This is a genomic window from Marinobacter sp. KM021, assembly GCF_050707965.1.
GTDB lineage: Bacteria > Pseudomonadota > Gammaproteobacteria > Pseudomonadales > Oleiphilaceae > Marinobacter > Marinobacter shengliensis.
The window spans coordinates 3,037,210-3,058,377 of the sequence record NZ_CP136129.1; the positions used below are offsets into that span (position 1 = coordinate 3,037,210).

At 61.6% G+C, this 21,168-nt stretch carries 21 protein-coding genes; 16 read left to right on the forward strand and 5 right to left on the reverse strand.

Annotation, left to right across the window (positions count from 1 at the left end):
- Nucleotides 1-14 precede the first annotated feature (14 nt).
- The 3 genes from RVM24_RS14310 to RVM24_RS14320 are packed head-to-tail and all read left to right on the forward strand — an operon-like array spanning nucleotide 15 to nucleotide 2,502.
- The gene (locus tag RVM24_RS14310; protein WP_061330774.1) at nucleotides 15-1,061 is read left to right on the forward strand and encodes an aminoglycoside phosphotransferase family protein; all 1,047 of its coding nucleotides are present in this window, start codon (nucleotides 15-17) and stop codon (nucleotides 1,059-1,061) included.
- The gene (murU, locus tag RVM24_RS14315; protein WP_061330775.1) at nucleotides 1,058-1,750 is read left to right on the forward strand and encodes an N-acetylmuramate alpha-1-phosphate uridylyltransferase MurU; all 693 of its coding nucleotides are present in this window, start codon (nucleotides 1,058-1,060) and stop codon (nucleotides 1,748-1,750) included. Before RVM24_RS14310 ends, murU begins: the two co-directional genes overlap by 4 nt.
- A complete protein-coding gene (locus RVM24_RS14320; RefSeq protein WP_061330776.1) occupies nucleotides 1,747-2,502 on the forward strand; it encodes a DnaJ domain-containing protein in 756 nt (251 codons plus the stop codon). Before murU ends, RVM24_RS14320 begins: the two co-directional genes overlap by 4 nt.
- Nucleotides 2,503-2,532: 30 nt before the next feature.
- Here the strand turns inward: RVM24_RS14320 and RVM24_RS14325 are convergent, their stop codons facing one another.
- Entirely contained in the window at nucleotides 2,533-3,456 is a 924-nt protein-coding gene (locus RVM24_RS14325; RefSeq protein WP_082780482.1) for a DUF3530 family protein, read from the reverse strand.
- A gap of 95 nt (nucleotides 3,457-3,551) precedes the next feature.
- Here RVM24_RS14325 and rpe point away from each other — a divergent pair, with 95 nt between their 5' ends.
- The 13 genes from rpe (at nucleotide 3,552) to RVM24_RS14390 (ending at nucleotide 17,849) form a co-directional block, all read left to right on the forward strand.
- Complete coding sequence (gene rpe / locus RVM24_RS14330; protein ID WP_061330778.1) at nucleotides 3,552-4,238, forward strand: ribulose-phosphate 3-epimerase; 687 nt, start codon at nucleotides 3,552-3,554, stop codon at nucleotides 4,236-4,238.
- Nucleotides 4,235-4,924, forward strand: coding sequence for a phosphoglycolate phosphatase (locus tag RVM24_RS14335; protein WP_431474269.1), 690 nt, complete (start codon nucleotides 4,235-4,237; stop codon nucleotides 4,922-4,924). The genes rpe and RVM24_RS14335 overlap by 4 nt, the downstream gene beginning before the upstream one ends.
- A 236-nt stretch (nucleotides 4,925-5,160) precedes the next feature.
- Nucleotides 5,161-6,648: an anthranilate synthase component I gene (trpE, locus tag RVM24_RS14340; protein ID WP_061330780.1), complete on the forward strand. Its 1,488-nt coding sequence runs from the start codon at nucleotides 5,161-5,163 to the stop codon at nucleotides 6,646-6,648.
- A 16-nt stretch (nucleotides 6,649-6,664) separates the two neighbouring features.
- Complete coding sequence (locus RVM24_RS14345; protein ID WP_061330781.1) at nucleotides 6,665-7,243, forward strand: aminodeoxychorismate/anthranilate synthase component II; 579 nt, start codon at nucleotides 6,665-6,667, stop codon at nucleotides 7,241-7,243.
- 15 nt (nucleotides 7,244-7,258) lie between these two features.
- On the forward strand, nucleotides 7,259-8,287 hold the full coding sequence (trpD, locus tag RVM24_RS14350; RefSeq protein ID WP_061330782.1) for an anthranilate phosphoribosyltransferase: 1,029 nt from the start codon (nucleotides 7,259-7,261) through the stop codon (nucleotides 8,285-8,287).
- Nucleotides 8,288-8,451: 164 nt separating this feature from the next.
- Nucleotides 8,452-9,264, forward strand: coding sequence for an indole-3-glycerol phosphate synthase TrpC (trpC, locus tag RVM24_RS14355; protein ID WP_061330783.1), 813 nt, complete (start codon nucleotides 8,452-8,454; stop codon nucleotides 9,262-9,264).
- A gap of 27 nt (nucleotides 9,265-9,291) precedes the next feature.
- Nucleotides 9,292-10,665: an MATE family efflux transporter gene (locus RVM24_RS14360; protein ID WP_061330784.1), complete on the forward strand. Its 1,374-nt coding sequence runs from the start codon at nucleotides 9,292-9,294 to the stop codon at nucleotides 10,663-10,665.
- Nucleotides 10,666-10,739: 74 nt separating this feature from the next.
- On the forward strand, nucleotides 10,740-12,572 hold the full coding sequence (locus RVM24_RS14365; protein ID WP_061330785.1) for an IucA/IucC family protein: 1,833 nt from the start codon (nucleotides 10,740-10,742) through the stop codon (nucleotides 12,570-12,572).
- Nucleotides 12,484-14,397 carry an IucA/IucC family protein gene (locus RVM24_RS14370; protein ID WP_374874965.1) on the forward strand — a complete coding sequence of 638 codons (1,914 nt, stop codon included), beginning with the start codon at nucleotides 12,484-12,486 and terminating at the stop codon, nucleotides 14,395-14,397. The genes RVM24_RS14365 and RVM24_RS14370 overlap by 89 nt, the downstream gene beginning before the upstream one ends.
- Nucleotides 14,394-15,695, forward strand: coding sequence for an AMP-binding protein (locus RVM24_RS14375; RefSeq protein WP_061330787.1), 1,302 nt, complete (start codon nucleotides 14,394-14,396; stop codon nucleotides 15,693-15,695). The genes RVM24_RS14370 and RVM24_RS14375 overlap by 4 nt, the downstream gene beginning before the upstream one ends.
- Nucleotides 15,692-15,961 carry a phosphopantetheine-binding protein gene (locus RVM24_RS14380; protein WP_061330788.1) on the forward strand — a complete coding sequence of 90 codons (270 nt, stop codon included), beginning with the start codon at nucleotides 15,692-15,694 and terminating at the stop codon, nucleotides 15,959-15,961. Before RVM24_RS14375 ends, RVM24_RS14380 begins: the two co-directional genes overlap by 4 nt.
- Complete coding sequence (locus RVM24_RS14385) at nucleotides 15,958-16,977, forward strand: DUF6005 family protein (protein ID WP_061330789.1); 1,020 nt, start codon at nucleotides 15,958-15,960, stop codon at nucleotides 16,975-16,977. Before RVM24_RS14380 ends, RVM24_RS14385 begins: the two co-directional genes overlap by 4 nt.
- Nucleotides 16,974-17,849, forward strand: coding sequence for a sugar phosphate isomerase/epimerase family protein (locus RVM24_RS14390; RefSeq protein ID WP_061330790.1), 876 nt, complete (start codon nucleotides 16,974-16,976; stop codon nucleotides 17,847-17,849). Before RVM24_RS14385 ends, RVM24_RS14390 begins: the two co-directional genes overlap by 4 nt.
- Here the strand turns inward: RVM24_RS14390 and RVM24_RS14395 are convergent.
- Genes RVM24_RS14395 through RVM24_RS14410 form a run of 4 tightly spaced genes read right to left on the reverse strand, consistent with a single transcriptional unit; the run spans nucleotide 17,825 to nucleotide 21,161 of the window.
- Complete coding sequence (locus RVM24_RS14395) at nucleotides 17,825-18,115, reverse strand: DUF2218 domain-containing protein (RefSeq protein ID WP_061330791.1); 291 nt, start codon at nucleotides 18,113-18,115, stop codon at nucleotides 17,825-17,827. The two genes, RVM24_RS14390 and RVM24_RS14395, sit on opposite strands and share 25 nt — an antisense overlap.
- Before the next feature lie 24 nt (nucleotides 18,116-18,139).
- Nucleotides 18,140-18,925 (reverse strand): ABC transporter ATP-binding protein, encoded by a 786-nt coding sequence (locus RVM24_RS14400; protein ID WP_061330792.1) that lies wholly within the window; start codon nucleotides 18,923-18,925, stop codon nucleotides 18,140-18,142.
- Entirely contained in the window at nucleotides 18,922-20,016 is a 1,095-nt protein-coding gene (locus RVM24_RS14405) for a FecCD family ABC transporter permease (RefSeq protein ID WP_374787430.1), read from the reverse strand. Before RVM24_RS14405 ends, RVM24_RS14400 begins: the two co-directional genes overlap by 4 nt.
- Entirely contained in the window at nucleotides 20,013-21,161 is a 1,149-nt protein-coding gene (locus tag RVM24_RS14410) for an ABC transporter substrate-binding protein (RefSeq protein WP_431474270.1), read from the reverse strand. The genes RVM24_RS14405 and RVM24_RS14410 overlap by 4 nt, the downstream gene beginning before the upstream one ends.
- Between the last annotated feature and the right edge of the window lie 7 nt (nucleotides 21,162-21,168).

Consider the following 21,168-nt stretch of genomic DNA (forward strand, 5'->3'; position numbering starts at 1 on the left):
AGCGCAGCATCATCATGGATATCCGCCTGCAACGGCTGACCGAATGGGTCAGGCACATACCCGGTTTTGAAACTGCCAGCCCCGAGCCGGTTTCCGGTGACGCCAGCTTCCGCCGGTACTTCCGGGTTTGGCAAAGCACCACTGGCAAAACCCCGGTGCCGTTTATCGTTATGGATGCCCCTCCCGAGCACGAAGACTGCCGGCCGTTTGTGGCCATCGCCCGACACTGGCGCCAGCAGGACATTATGGTCCCCGCCATTGCCGCTGAAGACCTGGCCCTGGGCTTCCTGCTGCTGGAAGACTTTGGCGACCAGCTGATGCTGCCGGCCCTGGCCCAGGCCAACGCCGAGACACTGTACCGGCAGGCACTGGATGAGCTGGTCAAGATCGGTCAGGTGTCCTCGCCGGGCGATTACCCGCTGCCACCTTACGATGAAGCGCTGCTGGACAGGGAGATGGCGCTGTTCCCCGACTGGCTGCTGGAGCAACACCTGCAACTGACACTGAGCAACCAGGAACGGGCACTGCTGGACACCACCTTTGCGCTCCTGAAGGAGAGCGCCCTGGCGCAACCCGAGGTCACGGTGCACCGGGACTACCATTCCCGGAACCTGCTGGTACTGGCTGGCAGCAAGCGCCCAGGGGTGATTGATTTCCAGGACGCGGTGCGCGGACCGGTCACCTACGATGTCGTTTCCCTGCTGAAAGACTGCTACGTGCGCTGGCCCGAACACCAGATCGCCGACTGGCTCGAATATTTCCGCACAGCCGGCCTCGCGGCCGGCCTGCATCGCGCAGACCCGGATACCTTTCGGCAATGGTTTGAGCTGATGGGCATGCAACGGCACCTGAAGGCCGCCGGTATCTTTGCCCGCCTGGCAATCCGGGATGGTAAAACCGGATACCTGGACGACATCCCCCGCACCGTTTCTTACCTGCGAGATGCCAGCGCCCGGCAACCGGCGCTCCGACACTTCCATGAATGGCTGTGCGACCGCGTACTGCCCGCCATTGAACAGCGCATTGGCCCCGTTCCCAGGCAGGAGAGCAGCCAGCTGTGAAAGCCATGATCCTGGCCGCCGGCAAGGGCGAACGCATGCGCCCGCTGACCCTGACCACCCCGAAACCACTCCTGGTCGCCGGCGGCAAGCCGCTGATCGTTCATCACCTGGAACACCTGCGTGACGCGGGCTTCCGCGACGTCGTCATCAACCACGCCTGGCTGGGTGAGCAGATAGAGCAGCAATTGGGCAATGGCAAGCAGTTTGGCCTGAGCATTCGCTACTCGGCCGAGGGCGAGCCACTGGAAACCGCCGGCGGCATCGTCCGGGCGCTGCCGTTGCTTACCGACCGGGGAGACGACTGGTTTCTGGTGATCAATGGCGACATCTGGAGCGATGTCTCGTTATCGGACCTGCAGCCTCCGGAACAGGATAACTGCCTTGCCGTTCTGGTGATGACGGATAACCCCGAGCACCACCCGGAGGGGGATTTTCACCTTGAAGCCGATGGCGCCCTGATCACAAGCGGCGGCAGCAAACTCACATTCACCGGTATCAGCCTGCTGCATCGAAAGCTGTTCGATGGCCTGGATGACACATCCGGCAAGCTGGGCCCGGTGCTTCGCAAGGCCATGGCAAGCCATCAGGTTCGGGGCCTCTATCATGGTGGCCGCTGGGTGGATGTTGGTACCCCGGCCAGACTGGCCAAGCTGGACAGGCAACTCGCCGACGGCAGGCACCAGGCATGAGCAAACCCAGCACGCCACCGTTACCCGCGAGACTGGAGTCGGTGTTCTCCGACCTGCTCAAAGAGCTGTCCAGTTGCGGGCACCAGGCCAGCACCCTGATGGAGAGAGCAAGGCTGCCGCGCTGGTGCCGCAAACCCCTGTTCTTTTTCCTCGGCTACATTGCCAAGGCCGACGGCCGGGTGATGGAAGCAGACATCCGTTACGCCGAGGCCCTGATGAAAGCCCTTGGCCTTTCCAACCGCCAACGCAAGAAGGCGATTGATCAGTTCCAGCGGGGCAAGGCCGCCAGCCAGCTACCCCTGAGGCAGGGCCTGCTGTTCCGTTTGCTGGCAGCGATATGGCCCGGACCAGCCCTGAAGACGGCCATCTGCCTGTGCCACGGTGCCCAGGTACTGGGCCAGCCCGGCAAAGCCCGGCGCTACCGCTGCGAAGATGCCATCGACCACATCGGCCTGCCCGTGGCGGTCAGCGACGACATCTTTGAAAGCTACGCCAGCAAAGTCTGGATCCGTAACGCCGGCCCTGCAGCCAAACCGGATACCTATGAACAGGCCTGCCAGATCCTCGGTGTGACCCGACGGGACGACCTGGAATCCATCAAACGGACCTACAGAAAGAAGGTGTCCGAATGTCATCCAGACAAACTCGCCCAGCAGAAACTGACACCATCAGAACTGGCCATGGCCAAGGATCGACTGCTTCGCTACCAGCAGGCCTGGGAACTGATCAAGCAGCGCCACCGGCCGCTTTAATCAGATGTTGCGCCGCCGATGCTGTCCCGGTCATCGATTCATCCAGGCCTGAATCCGGCTGGCCACCCGCTCCGCATCGGCCCGTTGTGGTGGGTTTGACAATGCCATGGGTTGGCGCCGATAACCACTGACCTGCTCCCGCGCCAGGGCAGCCGCCCGCGCAACCGCCGGATGCCGGCCGGCGTCATCCATGGCGTGCAGGTCGAGAACCCGCCACGGCCTGTCTGCCGACAACATAGCGGGCAATTCCGGCAACCTTTCACCGGAGAAACGTGGCGCCAGCCAGATCACCCCGGACAACGCCCCCTGGCCCAGTGCCCAGGCCGTCACATAATCGGCCGACCAGCCAATACCCGACACCGCCGGGCGCTCGTATCCGCGCCGCTGCAGCTCGCCAGCGGCGGCATCCAGCAGCTCGCGGATAGAGTTGCGGTAGTCTGACATCACCTCCTCCAGGGCTTCTTCCTCAGCCACGTCAATCATCACCGAGGATTGCAGCTGGTCATCCTCTGGCGGAGCTGGCTCCTGAGGTTCTGGCACCAGCCGTTGTTGTCGGCGCCGAACCACACTTTCCGGAGGCGGCCGAAGCCCCAGCGTCATCACTGCCACGCCACGCTCCGCCAGGGTATCAAGAAGCCCGCCTGCCAGACCTTCAGCCGCGGTCTGCCCTTCGTTTGCCAGCACAATCAGCGCGCCACGTGCCGGTGTTTTCAGCTCTGGCTGGAACAGCGCCAGTGCCCGGCTATCGTCATCCAGATCCAGCCACACCGCCCGCTCAGGAAACATCCGGGCCAACGACCACTCGCCCAGGCCGGTCACCGCCGTCGCCCTGCTTTCCATAGCCTGTTGTGTGCCCTGACCCGGTTCCGGCTCGCTCTCCTGGGCCGATACCGTCAATGCCAGCCCGGCCAACAGCAACCAGAGAACCCCAATACCTGCTCGACCTGTGATCAAAACCGCTTACCTCGCGCTGCGAAAATGCCTGGCAAACTGATAGACTAGCAGGGTTCCTGTGCCGCCGATAACTCACCTGATCAAGAGAGCCTTTGATGAACCCTTACCTGATTGCCCCATCCATTCTCTCCGCTGATTTCGCCCGCCTGGGCGAGGAAGTCGACAACGTACTGGCCGCTGGTGCCGACGTGGTTCACTTTGATGTGATGGACAATCACTATGTCCCCAACCTGACCATCGGCCCCATGGTGTGCGAGGCCCTGCGCAAGCACGGTGTGACTGCACCCATCGATGTGCACCTGATGGTCTCCCCGGTGGATGACCTGATCCGCATGTTCATTGACGCCGGTGCCAGCTACATTACTTTCCATCCGGAAGCCAGCAACCACGTAGACCGCTCCCTGCAACTGATCCGCGACGGCGGCTGCAAGGCCGGGCTGGTGTTCAACCCCGCCACGTCCCTGAGCCACATGGATTACGTGATGGACAAGCTCGACATGGTGTTGCTGATGTCGGTAAACCCGGGCTTCGGTGGCCAGAAGTTCATCCCCGGCACCCTCGACAAGCTCAAGGAAGCCCGCAAGAAGATTGATGCCAGCAACTACAACATTCGCCTGGAAATCGACGGCGGCGTGAAAACCGACAATATCCGGGAAATCGCCGAAGCCGGCGCCGACACCTTCGTGGCCGGCTCTGCCATATTCAACACCCCGGATTACAAGGCCACCATCGACGCCATGCGCGAGGAACTGGAGCAGGCCCGCAAGGTGATTGGCGGATGAGCCTGAAAGGTCTGTTCAACGCCCGCTGGCCGGGCGTGGCCCTGTTTGATCTGGACGGCACCCTGGTGGACAGCGCCCCCGACCTGGCCGCTGCGGTAGACCAGATGCTGGAACACCTCGGCAGGAGCCCGGCCGGGCTTGAGAAAGTACGCAACTGGGTTGGCAATGGCGCCCCGGTACTGGTGCGCCGTGCCCTTGCCGGGAAAACCGACTGGGAACCCGCCGCGCCCAAAGATGACGCACTGTTCAAAGACGCGCTGGCGATCTTCTACCACGCCTACGGACAACTGAACGGCCGCCATGCGGTGGTGTTTGACGGCGTCAACGAATGCCTTGAGCACCTGAAAGGCCTGGGCTGCCGGATGGCCGTGGTGACCAACAAGCCGGACCAGTTCGTTCAGCCACTGCTGGAGAAAACCGACCTGGACCGGTGGTTTGAGCTGTCGGTTGGCGGCGACACCCTGCCAGTGAAGAAACCAGACCCAGCGCCGCTGCTGCACGCCATGGAACAACTGGGCGGCACCCGTGGTACCACGGTGATGGTCGGTGACTCCAAAGCCGACGTAAAAGCTGCCCTGGCGGCGGGCATCCCATGCGTAGCCGTGAGGTATGGCTACAATTTTGGCGGGCCGGTAGACAGCCTCGGCGCAGACGCTGTTGTTGATTCGCTGGCCCAGCTTTTGTAATCTCGCAAGGACGTTTTACTTTGAACACATCCATTCGGGAGATTCCTGCCGTGCAGGGACTGAATCTGACTGCAGCGCGAGGCATCCTGACAACCCGCGCAACACGATGGTGGCGATGGCGCACCGGCTGAGCAAGCCACAGGGCCCATGGCGCATGCCTGCTTGCCCGCACCACCGGTCACAGCGGTGTAACACCGTTCTGACAAAACGCAGATCAGATTTCAGGAAACCGAACCATGACACCCGAGCAATTCCACGAGCTCGCTGAAGCCGGCTACAACCGTATCCCCGTATACCGCGAAGTACTGGCGGACCTGGACACGCCCCTCAGCACCTATCTGAAACTGGCCAGTGGGCCCTACTCCTACCTGTTCGAGTCGGTACAGGGCGGAGAGAAATGGGGCCGTTATTCCATTATTGGCCTGCCGAGCCGGGAAGTGCTGAAAGTTTTTGACCACCGCATTGAGGTCAGCCGCAACGGCGAGGTGGTTGAACAGGCCGAAGTGGACGACCCCCTGGTTTTCGTGGACGACTACCAGCAACGGTTCAACGCCCCGGACCTGCCGGAACTGCCCCGTTTCAATGGTGGCCTGGTGGGTTACTTCGGTTATGACACCGTGCGCTACATCGAGAAACGCCTGCGCCACAGCTGCCCGCCCGACAAAATCGGCACCCCGGACATCCTGCTGATGGTGTCCGATGAAATCGTGGTGTTCGACAACCTGCGAGGCAAGCTGCACCTGATCGTGCACGCCGACCCATCACTTAACGGTGCCTACCAAACGGCACAGGCCCGCATCGACGAATTGGAAAACCGGCTACACCGCCAGACTGCCAACGCCCCGCGCACCCCGGAACATCTGCGCGGCAAGGTGGTGGACGAAAGCGATTTCATCTCCGGCTTCAGCCAGGACAAATTCGAAGCGGCGGTGGACAAGATCAAGGGCTACGTACTGGACGGCGACGTGATGCAGACCGTTATCTCCCAGCGCATGTCGATCCCGTTCGAGGCACCGCCGCTAAACCTGTACCGTTCGCTGCGCGTGCTCAACCCATCGCCGTACATGTACTTCCTGGATCTGGAAAACTTCCACATTGTCGGCTCGTCTCCGGAAATCCTGGCCCGGGTGGAAGACGAGGAAGTCACCGTTCGTCCTATTGCCGGCACCCGCAAACGCGGCGCCACCGATGCCGAAGACAAGGCCCTCGAAAAAGAACTGCTGGCCGACCCGAAAGAGATCGCCGAGCACCTGATGCTGATCGATCTGGGCCGCAACGACGCCGGCAGGGTATCGGAAACCGGCACCGTGAAGCTGACCGACAAGATGATCGTGGAGCGCTATTCCCACGTCATGCACATTGTTTCCAATGTCACCGGCCGCCTGAAACAGGGCACCAGTTGCCTGGACGTGCTGCGCGCCACCCTGCCAGCGGGCACCCTGAGTGGCGCCCCGAAAATCCGCGCCATGGAAATCATCGACGAACTGGAACCGGTGAAGCGTGGCGTCTACGGCGGCGCCGTGGGCTACCTGTCGTTCAACGGCAACATGGACACCGCCATCGCTATCCGCACTGCGGTGATCAAGGACAACACCCTGCACATCCAGGCCGGCGCCGGCGTGGTGGCAGACTCCATTCCCCGCCTCGAATGGAAAGAAACCATGAACAAGGGCCGCGCGATTTTCCGTGCCGTGGCCATGACCTACAACGACTACGACCATTGAGGCGGAGGAACAGATTATGTTGCTGATGATCGATAACTACGATTCCTTCACCTACAACGTGGTGCAGTACCTGGCGGAGCTGGGTGCCGATGTGCAGGTATACCGGAACGACGAAATCACCATTGAGCAGATTGAAGTCCTGAAACCGGAGCGACTGGTGATTTCCCCGGGCCCCTGTACACCGAACGAGGCGGGCATCTCCATGGACGCCATTCGCCACTTCGCCGGCAAACTGCCAATCCTGGGCATCTGCCTCGGCCACCAGGCCATTGGCCAGGTGTACGGCGGCGACATCATCCGCGCGGGCAAGGTGATGCATGGCAAGGTGTCGGCGGTGTACCACAATGACGTGGGCGTGTTCCGGGGCCTGAACAACCCCCTGCAGGCCACCCGTTACCACAGCCTGGTGATCGACAAGAACACCCTGCCGGATTGCCTGGAAGTCACCGCCTGGACCCGCAACGACGATGGTTCCGTTGAAGAAATCATGGGCGTGCGCCATAAGACCCTGCCCATTGAAGGCGTGCAGTTCCACCCAGAGTCGATCATGACCGAACAGGGCCACGAACTGCTGCGCAACTTCCTGAGAACATAACAAGAGGCCCACCCCATGGACATGAAACAAGCCCTGAACCGCATTGCCTCCAATCTGGACCTGTCCCGGGAAGAGATGAAAGATGTGATGCGCATCGTGATGAACGGCGAGGCCACAGACGCCCAGATCGGCGCCTTTCTGATGGGCCTGCGCCTGAAAAGCGAAACCATCGATGAAATCACCGGCGCCACCGAAGTGATGCGCGAGCTGGCCACCAAGGTCGCCGTCAACGCCAGCCCGCTGGTGGATATCGTCGGCACCGGCGGCGACGGCGCTAACCTGTTCAACGTGTCCTCTGCCGCGTCGTTTGTAGTGGCCGCCGCTGGCGGGTATGTGGCCAAGCACGGCAACCGGGGCGTGTCATCGAAGAGTGGCAGCGCCGACCTGATTGAAAAAGCCGGCATCAACCTGAACATGAAACCGGAGGAAGTGGCCCGCTGCGTAGAGCAGATCGGCGTCGGCTTCATGTTTGCCCCGGCCCACCACGGCGCCATGAAACACGCCATTGGCCCACGCCGGGAACTGGGTTGCCGGACTATCTTCAATATTCTTGGCCCGATGACCAACCCGGCGGGCGTGACTCGTCAGCTGATTGGCGTATTCTCTCGGGAACTGTGCCGGCCCATGGCGGAAGTGCTGCAGCGCCTGGGTGCAGAGCACATTATGGTGGTGCATTCCAAAGATGGCCTGGATGAAATCAGCCTGGCGTCGTCCACCCATGTGGCGGAGCTGAAAAGCGGCGAAATCACCGAGTACGATCTGACCCCGGAAGACCTTGGCATCAAGAGCCAGTCGTTGGTGGGTCTGTCTGTGGATGGTGCCGATGCATCTCTGAAACTCATTCGCGCCGCTTTCGGCCGCAGCCACGACGAAACCACCGAAAAAGCCCGAGACATGATCGCCCTGAATGCCGGCGCAGCCATTTATGTCGCCGGCTTGGCCAGGACCGCCAAAGAGGGCGTCGACATGGCACTGGACGCGATGGGTTCCGGCCTGGCTGCCGGCAAGATGTCGGAGCTGGCGGATTTTTCACAGTGCTTTTGATCACGCGCCTTTAACTTTGCTGCTGGGCGACCGGCTGCGGGGAGGCTTTCCAAAACACGCCCACAAGTACGTCCCTGTAGGGCTTCGCTGTAGCCATCCCTGGCTACAGAGAGTTTTGGAAAGCCTCCCCGCAGCCGGCCTCGCATACCATATACGGGCCTGCTATGACTGACAGACATTTGGACAAAACTCCTACTATTCTTCGGAAAATCGTTGACCGGAAATGGGAGGAAATAGACGAACGAAAACCGAAGGTTTCGATTAGCGATCTGAAAGCCATGGCCGGTGATCAGGCGCCCGCCCGAGGTTTCGCCAATGCCCTTCGGAAACGGATCGACGCACAACGGCCTGCCGTGATCGCTGAAATCAAGAAGGCATCTCCCAGCAAAGGCATCCTGCGCGACCCTTTTGAACCGGAACGCATTGCCGAAAGCTACGAAAAAGGCGGCGCAGCCTGCTTGTCCGTGCTTACTGACAAAGATTTCTTCCAGGGCCACGAGGACTACCTTAAAGCCGCCCGCGCGGCTTGCAGCTTGCCAGTGATCCGCAAGGACTTCATGGTGGACCCGTATCAGGTCTACGAGAGCCGCGCCATTGGTGCTGACTGCATCCTGCTGATCGCCGCCTGCCTGACCAAAGCGCAGATGCAGGAACTCGAAGGCATTGCCCACGAGATTGGGCTGGATGTTCTGGTGGAAGTGCACGACGGCAAGGAGCTGGACGATGCCCTGACCCTGAGCACGCCGCTGGTAGGCATCAATAACCGCAACCTGCACAACTTCGAGGTGTCGCTGAACACCACGTTTGACCTGCACCAGCGCATTGGCCACGACCGGCTGACCATCACCGAGAGCGGCATCATGACCCGCGCCGACGTGGACGCCATGACCAGCCGGGGCATCTACGGGTTCCTGGTGGGCGAGTCGTTCATGCGCGCGCCAGATCCAGGTGAGAAACTGCAGGAGCTGTTTGGCTGATTCACTGAGGTAACGGGCAAGCGAACGATGGACGCAGATACCGGTAAGGAATCCGACAACCCTATACTGACTGGCCCCTTCTGGCCGGTGTTTTTCCGCTATGCCCTGCCCTCGGTGGCGGGGCTGTTGGCGCTGACCACCGCCAACATTGTTGATGGCATTTTTATTGGCAACTTTGCCGGGGCCGAGGCGCTGGCGGCGCTGAACCTGCTGATTCCCTGGTTTACCTTTCTGTTTGGCATGGCACTGGCCCTCGCCATTGGTGGTACGGTTCGGGCTGGCCGGTATCTGGGCGAAGGCAGAACGGAAGCCGCGTCTGCGATCTTCAGCAAGTGCCTGATGGCCACGCTGGCCCTCGCCATAACCGGGGCCCTGGCGGGGTTGTTGTTCCACGATGCGATCTATCGAGTGCTGGGGGCCTCCCCGGACATCTACCCGCTGATGTCCGAGTATTTTCTGGTGATCATCTGGGTGCTGGTGGCTCAGCTTGTCACCATGGTGTTGTATTACTTCGTGCGGGTGGACGGTTTCCCCGGGCTGGCAACCACGGCCCTGGTAACGGGGGCCGCCGCCAATATCCTGCTCGACGCCCTGTTGGTGGGCTATCTGGATTACGGTTTGCGTGGCGCCGCCATCGCAACTGGCCTGGCCCAGGTGCTGCAGTTCGGCGTTCTGGCCCGTTATTTTCTCAAGCCGGAGCGCAAGCTGCGCTTCGGGCTTTATCAAAAACACTGGCGGGAAGTGCCCCAGGCATTTGCCAATGGCGTTTCGGAGTGGATCAACGAGCTCTCGGTGGGGCTGGTCATGCTGCTGATCAACTGGCTGCTGATGACCACTCAGGGTGTGGCCGGGGTAGCCGCCTTCACCGTCGTGAACTATCTGATTTTCCTGAGCCTGATGGTGTTCTACGGCATTTCAGATGCCATGCATGTGCTGATCAGCCACAACCTGGGGGCCGGCAACGCCGAGCGTATCCGGCGCTTTATGGGCTGTGGGGCAACCGTCATCCTGAGCCTGGCACTGGCGCTGGTGGCCACGGTCTGGCTGTTCGGAAACCAGGTCGTCCGGCTGTTTCTCGACACCGCCGCAGACCCCGCCACCGCCGAACTGGCCGACCGGTTCCTGACCATCCTCTGGCCGTTATTCCTGGTCAACGGTATTAACGTACTGTTGTCGGTTTACCTGACCGCCATGCACAAACCCATCCCCTCCGCCCTGGTGGCCTTTTCCCGAAGCCTGATTCTTCCTGCGCTGTTACTGATAGGCATTGCCCAGTTCGCGCCACAGTGGCCGCTACTGGTGGCACTGCCCCTTGCCGAATGGCTCACGTTCGGGCTGGCCGTGGCGCTGTTTTTGCGTTTCCGTCCTCAGAGGGTGATCAACGCACCAAACCAAATGTAAAAAATGTAAAAATATTTCACCTGCACTCGATTCTCATTTAGATTTACTCCAAATTCTGGAATCGGAGTGTCGACATGGGACCGTCTGCCCGGGCGATTGCCGAACAGGCAAGTTTTCAGGCCTTCCTGCATGGCTATCTTCAGGAAATTGATCCCGGCCACTGGCTGGCCGCCAGCCAACGCCTTCATGACCCCGGCAGCTGTTTCTCCGGCTCATGGGTGTGCGAACTGCCCCTGAACACCCAGCGGGCCCGGCTTGCTGTCGATATCCTTTACCGTTCCCCCGTCGGCCGGCACCGCTATGGCAAGGTGCGCCAGTGGCTAAACGGTCGTCATTGCTGGTCAGACATCGAACCGTTCCAGGCCATGTGTCTTCTGGTACGCGAGCTCTATGCACTTTCCGGCGGTATGGTTCCGGAACTTCGTAAACTCCGGGAACTGGAGTTCCTGCACCGACTAACAGACAGCTACGGGGTGATGACCCGTTACCTGGAACAGCGCCGCCACGACCCCCGGCTTTTGACCAACCGATTCATCGATTCAGAACAGTCGTTGTTGTTTGGCCACGCCACTCACCCCACCCCCAAAAGCCGCCAGGGCATGTCGGAATGGCAGCAAACGGCTTATGCGCCCGAGCTAAGCGGGCGATTCCGGCTTCATTATTTTCTGGTCCATCAAGACTACGTGGAGCAAGACTCGGACGGTCCATTGCCCGCCAGCACCATGGCGGAAACCCTGTTGAACAGTGGCCATGCCTCCCTGAACCTGCCAGACAATCATACTCTGGTTCCGGCACACCCACTTCAAGCGCAGTGGTTACTTGCACAGCCGTCGGTGCTGGTCGCCATCGAGCAGGGGCTGATTCATCCGCTCGGCGCTCTGGGGCCGGAGTTCTCTGCCACGTCTTCCGTGCGCACGGTTTACAGTGAACAGGCAGAATGGATGTTGAAGTTTTCCATTCCGGTGAAAGTGACCAACTCGCTCCGGGTCAACAAGGCTCACGAGCTGAAAGCGGGTGTGGTGATGTCCAGACTGATCCGGCAGACCGGGTTCGCGGAGTCTGAACCCGGCTTCCGCATCCTGCAGGACCCGGCCTATCTGACGGTTTCCCTACCCGGGCAGGCCGAGAGCGGCTTTGAAGTCATTTTCCGGAACAATCCCTTCACTGCAGGCCAGGACCAGGGTGTGATCAGCATGGCCGCGTTGACCCAGGATCCAATGCCCGGCCGTAATTCCCGGTTAATGGATCTGATCGAGGGCCTGGCTTTGAACGAGAGTCGAAGCATGGCCGCGGTCACTCTGGACTGGTTCCAGCACTATCTTGCCTGCGCCATTGGCCCGGCGCTCCGGCTTTATGACGACCACGGTATTGCCCTGGAGGCACACCAGCAGAACAGCCTGCTGGATATTGGTGGTGGCTATCCTCGCTGCTATTACTACCGGGACAATCAGGGTTACTACCTTTCGGAAACGTTTCGCAAACAACTGACAGAGCAGTGCCCGGACCTGTCGGAAACCCCGGAACTGTTCTACCGGGATGCCATGATCCGGGACCGCTTCTGCTACTACCTGATCGTCAACCAGGTGTTCTCCGTGATCGCCCGGTTCGGCCTGGACGGCCTGATTCCGGAATCGGTGTTGATCCGGCAGTTTCGGCAGTTTCTCCGCTCCGAACACACCCGGCTCCATGGCCCGGCCCGGGCACTGGTCAATCTCCTGCTCGAGGACAGTCGCCTGCCGTACAAGGGCAACCTGCTGACTCGAGTACACGATGTTGATGAGCTGAATGCCGAGCTGGAAATGGCGGTGTACACCAGTATTGCCAATCCTCTTCGCGGTCTGGCGCACGCAGCGCCGCAGCCAAGTTTTCCTGTTCAGGCTGTTGGGGCAGATCATGGCGCTGCGTGAGCAAACACCGTCACCGATGACAGGGCTAAGCCCGGTCATCTCCCTGACCGAGTCGCCAACACAGCGCGTGCTCCGGCAACTGCTGGAAGCCCTGCTGTTTGAGCGTTTGATCCCCTACCGCCCATGCAATGACAACCGCTCCGGCTGGCAATGGCTGTCGTTCCGGATCGGCAGCCTGCCCGGGCGCTGCCGCGCTCGGGTTCGTGGCTTTGGCCGGTTGCGGCTGGATATGAGCACCCTGACCCTGGGGCAGGAACAACCATCAACCTCAACGTCGCTGGCCAGGCTGGTCGGCCAGTTGCCGGCCGCGAGCACGCAGCAGCAAGCGCTGTTAAAAGAACTTGTCGCCACCATCGGAAACACCGAAAGACTCGACGCCCTGTATCGGGCCCGTGGCCCGCGGGAACGGCGGGCCCTGCACGGCGAAGCGCTGGACTGTGCATTGCACGAGGGTCACCCCTACCACCCCTGTTACAAGAGCCGACTGGGATTCCAGGGCGATGACCTGGTGCGCTATAGCCCGGAAACCAGCATCGGGTTCCGTCTCCATTGGGTGGCGGTTCCCCGACGCTATCTGGATTCGCAGTTGCTGGCTCCGGACCTTGCGTTCTGGCAGTCGGAACTCGGTCGGGAACAGGCCTATCTGCTGCGGGCCGCATTCCACCGGGCGGGCGTTGACTGGCAACACTGCGGTGCCTTGCCAACCCACCCCTGGCAATGGCAGCAACTCTGCCAGGGGCCCCAGGCCTCCCGGCTTTCCGCACTGGGCATCAGAAGCCTGGGGCCCCTGGGAGACCGTTACCGGCCGGGGCAGTCACTGCGGTCCCTGTTCAACGTCAGCCGGCCGGCGAACGCCTGCATCAAACTGCCACTGGGCATCCATAACACCTCGTCCCGCAGGCACCTGGAACCCCACTCGGTGCCTTCAGCGCCGGCCATCAGCCGCTGGCTTGAAGCGATTTTGGCCGCTGACTCGCAATTCGACGCTGCCTACCCTCTCCGCCTGCTGCCCGAATATGCCAGCCTGGGCGTTAACACTGGGCGTGACCGGGGCACAGGCAGTGCAGGGCTTGAAGGAGAACTGGCCGCCATCTGGCGTGCCAGCATCAGCTCCCTGCTTAATGACGGTGAGCAGGCCATCCCCCTGAACGCCCTGTTCCAGTGGCAACCTGACGGCATGCCGTTCATCCACCCGTGGGTAGAGCACTACGGCCTGGGCCCCTGGCTGGAAGCCACGCTCAAAGCCGTCATCCTGCCGGTCTGGCATATGCTGGCGGCCCACGGTGTCGGCCTCGAGGCCCATGCCCAGAACAGTCTGCTGGTGGTGCGCGACGGCTGGCCCAGGGCGCTGATGCTTCGGGATTTCCACGACAGCGTCGAGTACGCCCGTGACTACCTGCCCCCGGCCACTCCTGAACCAGACTTTGGCCCGCGACAGGCGCTCTACGATCAGGCACCAGACGACCAGTACTACCGTATGAGCGGCCCGGAAGCCCTGCGGGAACTGGTCATGGATACCCTGTTTATCTTCAATCTGAGTGAGCTGGCGCTGCTGCTGGATGAGGCCTACGGATTTAACGAAACCCGCTTCTGGGACCGGGTCAGGACGATCCTGACCGATTACGCACGGCAACACCCGTATCTGACCTCCCGCTTGCACAGGCTGGCCTGGGACCAGTCAACACTTCAGACCGAATCCCTGCTGCGCCGCAAGCTGCAGCCAGACAACCAAAGCCATTGCCTCCGGGTAATCAACCCCCTGGCTTCGGGACCGGATTCCACATCGATGCCCCCTACCGATCACCATCACGAGAGGTTACCGTGACTGCACCTTTGTTTTACGTCGACAACACCCCCTACAGCCAGGCCGACTGTGATCATATTGTCCGGGGCCTGGCGGAGCGGCCCGAGTTCCAGTCGCCGGTCGGTTGCCGATTTGCGGTCTGCCTGCAAGACACCGCCCACTGGCTGGCCCTGTGTCTCTGGCTGAAGCCCCTTGGCGCCAGCGTACTGCCCATTCACCCCGGCACACCCTACCCTGCTGCCAAAGCCCTGGCCGAGGACACCGGCTGCAGCTACCTGCTGTTCGGCGAGCAACTGCAGGAGGTAACGCCGGAAACTCTTGGCGGGGTGACACGGACGGCTTCGGCCGAGGGTGGTGAGCTGATTCAGCTCAGCTCCGGCACCACGGGTAAGGCCAAGACCATCACCCGGCCCTGGCGCGACATAGACCGGGAACTGGCCGCCTATGTCGCCCATTTTACTGAGGCCCGGGCCTTAACGCCGGTGGTCGCCTGTCCGGTCACCCACTCCTACGGTCTGATCTGTGGTGTGCTGGCTGCCCGGGAGCGGGGCATCGCACCCCATGTGGTCACCAATCTGAACCCACGATTCATTATTGCCCGACTGCGTGCGGTGCCTGAGCACCTGCTCTATGCCTCACCCACCCTGATTAGCCTGCTGATGCGGATGCTGCCGGAACAGGAAATGCTGCATGCTGTCATGCTCTCCGGGGCTCCTTTGCCCGCGCCGGTGCTGACTCAGCTTAGGGACCGCTGTCTGCGGCTGCGCCAGCAGTATGGATGCTCCGAAGCCGGCTGCGTGGCTGTGAGCGCGGACGTGACTGAGCCGGGCCTGCTGGGCCACCCGCTGCCTCACCTGTCGGTGCAGGCCGGTGCCTCCGCCGGGCAACCGGATGAAATCCTGATCACGGTAAAAGCCACCGGACAGCGCATCCACAGTAAGGATCTGGGCTATTTCGACCACCGGGGCCAGCTGCACTTCCTGGCCCGCACCGATGACACCATTAATGTCGCCGGCATTAACGTCTACCCGGGCGCGGTGGAAGACGTGTTCCTTGGCTACCCAGGAATTCGCGAGGCGGTGGCTTTCAAGCAACCCGATGCCTTTGCCGGTGAGCGGGTTTGCCTGCGTTTCGTGGCGGATTCAGACATCGACACCGACCAGCTTCGACAATGGAGCCGCGACCGACTGTCACCTCACCAGGTGCCGTCACTGATCGAACAGGTGGAAAGCATCAGCCGGCTCCCGAACGGCAAGGTCAGCCGCCGGCTGTTAAGCGAATCCCTCGCTGACAAGGGTCAGCGGGAGGTCCTGGCATGAGCAAAACCAACCTGACCCGAAGCGCCATTGAAACGGTGATTCGAAACCATCTACCTGACGCCCGGCTATCGGTGTTTTCGGCCAAGGCCCGCCTCAACGCCGACCTGGCGATTGATTCCATCATGCTGCTGCAACTGATTGTGCACCTGGAACTTGAGCACGGCCTGCATGTTCCGGAGGAAGCGCTGCTGACCCATCAGCTCGAGACCGTTGAGGATCTGGAAGCGCTATTGGTCGCCACCGGCAATCCGGAGGTTTCCCTGTGATCAAAGTGCATTGTTTTGTCAGCTGTGTCTGCGAGATCATCAAACGCACACCGGGTGTGGACCACCGCCCCTTCTACTTTGGCGTCTGGGATGCGGACTTCTCGGTCAGTGAGGAGCAGGTTCTGTCTTACCACTCGCCCCATACCCGCCACGACCAGTTCCGGGAGTGGTACCGGCTGCTGTATGGCGTCACCATTGAGCCCTGGTACAACCACCAGCAATCGAAAGAGGCCAACATCGACCGGCTGATTGAACTGGTGGAAACGCGCCCTGCCGATCGTCAGGTCATGGTCATGCTGGACCTTTACCGGTTGCCGGAACGGGAGAACAAGTTTCACCAGAACCCGTTTCCCCACTACGTGATGCTGGAAGCCACGGACGACCCGGAGCAGTGGTTCATGTCGGACCCGGATTTTCGCTGGGAGGGTGTGCTGCCCAAAGCCCGGATTCTGGAATCGGTCCGATCCCCGGCCGCTGCCGGTGGTTTCTGTTTCGACGGTCTGGAAATCCGGCATACGCCCGCGGAAACGGTTGCCGCCTACTTTGCCCAGTGCATGAAAGCGGATACCAATCCGTTTACCGATGCCCTGCGGCAGATTCTGCGCGCCCATACCGGGCCCGATGCCAGACAACCACTGGCGAACCTGCCCCGGGCATTTCGGGAGATTCCGGTGATGGCGATTCGCAAGTACGCCTACGAGCACGCCTTTGCCTGGCTTCTGGAGGATCAGGGCCGCACCGCCGAGGGCGATCCGTGGTTCGAGGCCCTGTGCGAGGACATTGACCGGCTGGTGAAAACCTACACCCAAATCCAGTACCGGGCGCTGAAATTGGTGATGTCAGGCAACCCTGCCCTGCTGGCCGGGGTCGAGCAGCTGCTGGACGAGCAGGATCGGCGGGAGTTCGCCATCAAGGACAGCCTGCAGGGGCTGTTCCAGGAATGGCAGCAGCAACACCCCGACCTCACCGGCGCCACCGCCGACACCCGGATGTCCGACCTGGAGGTATTGCCATGATCCGCTTCCACCTGTGTACCATCTCATTCCGCCACCAGTTGGTGTCGTTACCGGAACTGGCCACCTGGGCCGGGGCCACCGGCTTCGACGGCATTGAACTCTGGGGCGTGCATGCCCGGCACCTGTTACAGCAACCCGGGCTGGATGGCCGCTGGCTGAAAAGCCAGGGACTGGGCATTCCCATGGTCAGCGACTATCTGCCACTGGAGGGTGGTGAACAGGAGGCCATCCGCTACACCCGCGACCTCTGCCAACTGGCCCGGCACTGGCAGGCACCCAAAGTGCGAACGTTTGCCGGCCATCAGGGCAGCGCCGAGCTTGACCGGGGGCAGCGCAAGGCACTGACCCGACGCCTGCAGACGCTCACCCGTTGCGTCGCGGACGAAGGCCTGACCCTGGTGGTGGAAACACACCCCGGCACCCTGGCCGATACGGTTGACTCTACCCTGGAAATGTTGGCAGACATTGACCATCCGGCGCTGGGCATCAACTTCGATGTCCTGCATGTCTGGGAGGCCGGTGCGGACCCACAGCTTGCCCTGCAAAAGATGGCGCCCTGGGTCAGGCATTTTCACTTCAAGAATATCCACCAGCGGGATCAGCTTGGCGTGTTTGCCCCGGCCAATGTGTACTCACCGGCAGGCTCAAGGCAAGGCATGGTGCCGGTGATGGAGGGCGCCTGTGATTACCGACCACTGCTGGACACGCTTGCAAACTGGCAACAGTCGCTGGCCAACCCGGCCCCTCTGGACATCTCCCTGGAATGGTTCGGCCCGGACAGCTACCGGGTGCTATCCAGCGACCTTCGCCAGCTGAGGCTGCGGGTTCCGGAAACCGGCGATCAACCTCAGTCGCTGGCGGCCTGCCAGTGAACCTTATCCACCTCATCGCCGGCAAAGCGGATGAGGTGGGAAGCTACCACCTGGCCCAGCTCCTCCAGCTCCGTCTCGGTGGGTGACTGGCACCGCATAAGCAACTTACCGTCTGCTGCTTCGAGCCGGCATTCACCGATGGAGAAAGTCAGCCTGCCATCGGTCCCGGTCCACTCAGCCTCAATCTTGTGGCGAAAGTGTTTGCACAGGCGATTGATCAGGCGACCGGGATCGGTGGTGGCCACTTGGGCGTTCATGGTTGGCATGGCAGATTCCTCGACATCAGTGGGTCAATTAACACTGGCGGATAGCGGACGATCCGCCAGCACGATGGGGTGTCCACGAGAGCACTGTTCGATTCTGGCTTCGATACCATAGGTTTGGGCCAGCAGCTCCGGCGTCAGTACCTGTGCCGGTGAGCCCAGCACGGCCTGGCCGCCGGGAGACAACACCAGAACCTGGTCGCAATAGCGCAGGGCCAGATTGAGATCGTGGCTGGCCACCAGGGCAATCGAGCCGGTCCGGCTGGTGGTGTCACGCACCGCATTGAGTACGTTGAGCTGCCAGTGCAGGTCCAGGGCGCTGGTAGGCTCATCCAGCAGCATCAATGGTGTCTGGCGTACCAGTACCTGAGCCAGCCCTACCATCTGGCGCTGACCACCAGACATTTCCGACAGTCGCCGAAGCGCCACTTGCCGGATACCCAGGGTGTCGAAAATCTCTTCGATCGCTAGCTCGGTCTCTTCCCGGGACCAGTCGCCGCGGGCAGAGCGGCAGGCGCTGAACACAGTTTCGTAGGCCACCAGGGGAATGGCCTGGGGCAGTGGTTGGGGCAGGTAGCCGACACGACGAATGCGCTGGTGGGCAGTAATCGCCGCCAGATTCTCCCCGGCAAAGGTCATGGTGCCGGCAATCGGCAGCAGGCCGGCGATGGATTTCAGCAGCGTGGACTTACCCACAGCATTAGGGCCGACCACGGCCACCAGTGAGCCTGCGGGTATCTCCGGCAGGGTAAGGCCGGTGAAGACGGATCGATTCCGGTAGCCGGCGCTCACGGATTGCAGCTTCAGGGTCACAACGCGGCCCTCCTGCTGCGGCCAATGATCAGGGTGATGAACAGCGGGATACCCACCAGTGCGGTCACAATACCCACAGGCAATACCACTCCCGGCACCAGCAGCTTGCTGGCGATGGATGACAACGACAGCAGGACGGCCCCGGCCAGGGCGCTGCCCGGCAGCAGGAAACGGTGATCTTCCCCCAGCATCAAGCGGGCAATGTGGGGTGCCACCAGGCCGATAAAACCGATTTCCCCAACGAAACACATGGCCGCCGCCGTCAACAGGCTCACCCGCATCAGCACCACCAGGCGCATGCGCTCCACCCGGATGCCCAGACTGCGGGCCTGCTCTTCACCACTGCGCAGCAGGGTCATGGCCCAGGCATTACGAAGGGAAAACGGCAGGCACACCGCCAGCACCAGGGCCACGATAGCCACTTTGTCCATACTGGCCCTGGCCAGGCTGCCCATGGTCCAGAACACAATCTGCTGGACCGACTCGGCGTCGGCCATAAACTGGATCAGGCCCACCACCGCGTTGATACCGAATAACAGGGCAATACCGAACAGCACCACCGCATGCACCGAAGCGCCCAGGCTGCGTGACAGCACCAGAATCAGTAGCGAGGCGGCCGCAGCGAACACAAAGGCCGACAGAGGCAACAGCACATGGGCCGCCAGCCCCAATACCGAGATATTGAAGGCGATCACCAGCGACGCCCCCAGGGTGGCAGCCGCGCCGACGCCCAGGGTAAACGGGCTGGCCAAGGGGTTGTTCAGTACTGTCTGCATCTCGGCCCCGGCCAGGCCCAGGCAGGCGCCCACCACCACCGCCATCAACGCGTAGGGCACCCGGATGTCCTGAATGATCACCCGGGTGCCGGCATCAAGGCTTTCAGGATTCAACAGCCCGCGAATCACGTCCAGCAAACCCAGCATGGCCGGCCCCGAGGCGATGTCTACCAGCAATGCAGCCACCGCCGCAGTCACCAGACCAGCCAGACACAGTACCCGCCGGAACACAAAACGGCGGTACTGGCTCGCCAGCCCGCCATCCGCCGGTGTGTCTGCCCGGTTGGCGGCAGCGCCTGCACTCGGCGACGTCATAGCGTTTCCTCGCCAAGCGTGATCCAGTAACGACCATCCAGGGGCACCGGTTGAAACTCCCGATAAAAGGTTTCCAGGGTTTGCTCCGGGTCCAGTTCAGACAGCTCCTCCGGGTGCAGCCAGCGAGCCAGCGCCTGAACCGCAACTACGTTCATCGGCGTGTTATAGAAGTGATGCCAGATCGCCATGGCCCGCAGCTCCCGGATTGGCTCCAGGGCCCGAAGCCCGGGCCGATCCGTCGCTCGCCGGAACGACTCGCGGGCCATCGGCCCATCAACACCTGCCCCCAGCATCACATAGGGCTGATCGGCATCGGACACCTGGTACTTGCGCGAACCAATGGCCGTGGCCAGGTAGCGATCGGGAGGGTCACTGAGCAGGTACTCCAGATTCATCACACCGGAAACCCCGGGCACCCGGTCTGCCGCCACATTGCGCCCGCCCGCTGCGTCAATGAAGCGCCCCATCATTCCCCGGACCATGGTTTCGCAGCAGCTGTCATGCAGGCCTAACCGGCTGTGGAGAAACACCCTGGGCCGGTTGTCCGGAGGGATGTCAGATACCACCTCACTGACCCGTGCAAGCTCCTCCCGGTAGAAACGGTTGAACCTCTGCGCCTCCTGCTCTCGGCCAAGCACATCTCCCAGCAGGGCCATACTTCGGGGTGTATTGACCAGGGGCTGCTGCCGGAAATCGACAAACACGACCGCCACGCCAGCCCGCTCAAGGCGCTCAATCAACGCCCTGTTGTGGGCTCCGGGACCATGGCCCTCCAGGCTGAAGATGGCCAGGTCGGCCCCGATGGCCAGCACCGATTCCAGACTGAAACTGTCGGCAGATGCATGCCCCACCATGGGCACCTCCGCCAATGCGGGAAAGCGTTCCAGATACTGGGCATAACCACCGGGGTCGGTCTGTTCGAAATCCGGCAATATGCCGGCCAGGCGATCAATCGTTGCATCGCCGTCCAGAATGGCCAGCGCCGGTATATAGCGGCTCTCACCCAGTATTACCCGGTCCACGGTCTCAGGAATGGTCACCTGCCGGTCGGCCAGGTCCGTGACGGTTCTCGCCGCCTGGACCACGCCTGCCTGGATCAGAAGAACGCCGCCCAGCAGGGCGGCGACAAACTGTGACAATGCCATCAGCGAC

Bases quoted from the DNA above. Each gene is read 5' to 3' on its own strand.
- RVM24_RS14310 (WP_061330774.1), top strand. From the start codon at position 15: ATGGATATCCGCCTGCAACGGCTGACCGAATGGGTCAGGCACATACCC.
- RVM24_RS14320 (WP_061330776.1), top strand. From the start codon at position 1,747: ATGAGCAAACCCAGCACGCCACCGTTACCCGCGAGACTGGAGTCGGTG.
- rpe (WP_061330778.1), top strand. From the start codon at position 3,552: ATGAACCCTTACCTGATTGCCCCATCCATTCTCTCCGCTGATTTCGCC.
- RVM24_RS14335 (WP_431474269.1), top strand. From the start codon at position 4,235: ATGAGCCTGAAAGGTCTGTTCAACGCCCGCTGGCCGGGCGTGGCCCTG.
- trpE (WP_061330780.1), top strand. From the start codon at position 5,161: ATGACACCCGAGCAATTCCACGAGCTCGCTGAAGCCGGCTACAACCGT.
- RVM24_RS14345 (WP_061330781.1), top strand. From the start codon at position 6,665: ATGTTGCTGATGATCGATAACTACGATTCCTTCACCTACAACGTGGTG.
- trpD (WP_061330782.1), top strand. From the start codon at position 7,259: ATGGACATGAAACAAGCCCTGAACCGCATTGCCTCCAATCTGGACCTG.
- trpC (WP_061330783.1), top strand. From the start codon at position 8,452: ATGACTGACAGACATTTGGACAAAACTCCTACTATTCTTCGGAAAATC.
- RVM24_RS14360 (WP_061330784.1), top strand. From the start codon at position 9,292: ATGGACGCAGATACCGGTAAGGAATCCGACAACCCTATACTGACTGGC.
- RVM24_RS14365 (WP_061330785.1), top strand. From the start codon at position 10,740: ATGGGACCGTCTGCCCGGGCGATTGCCGAACAGGCAAGTTTTCAGGCC.
- RVM24_RS14380 (WP_061330788.1), top strand. From the start codon at position 15,692: ATGAGCAAAACCAACCTGACCCGAAGCGCCATTGAAACGGTGATTCGA.
- RVM24_RS14390 (WP_061330790.1), top strand. From the start codon at position 16,974: ATGATCCGCTTCCACCTGTGTACCATCTCATTCCGCCACCAGTTGGTG.
- RVM24_RS14395 (WP_061330791.1), bottom strand. From the start codon at position 18,115: ATGCCAACCATGAACGCCCAAGTGGCCACCACCGATCCCGGTCGCCTG.
- RVM24_RS14405 (WP_374787430.1), bottom strand. From the start codon at position 20,016: ATGACGTCGCCGAGTGCAGGCGCTGCCGCCAACCGGGCAGACACACCG.
- RVM24_RS14410 (WP_431474270.1), bottom strand. From the start codon at position 21,161: ATGGCATTGTCACAGTTTGTCGCCGCCCTGCTGGGCGGCGTTCTTCTG.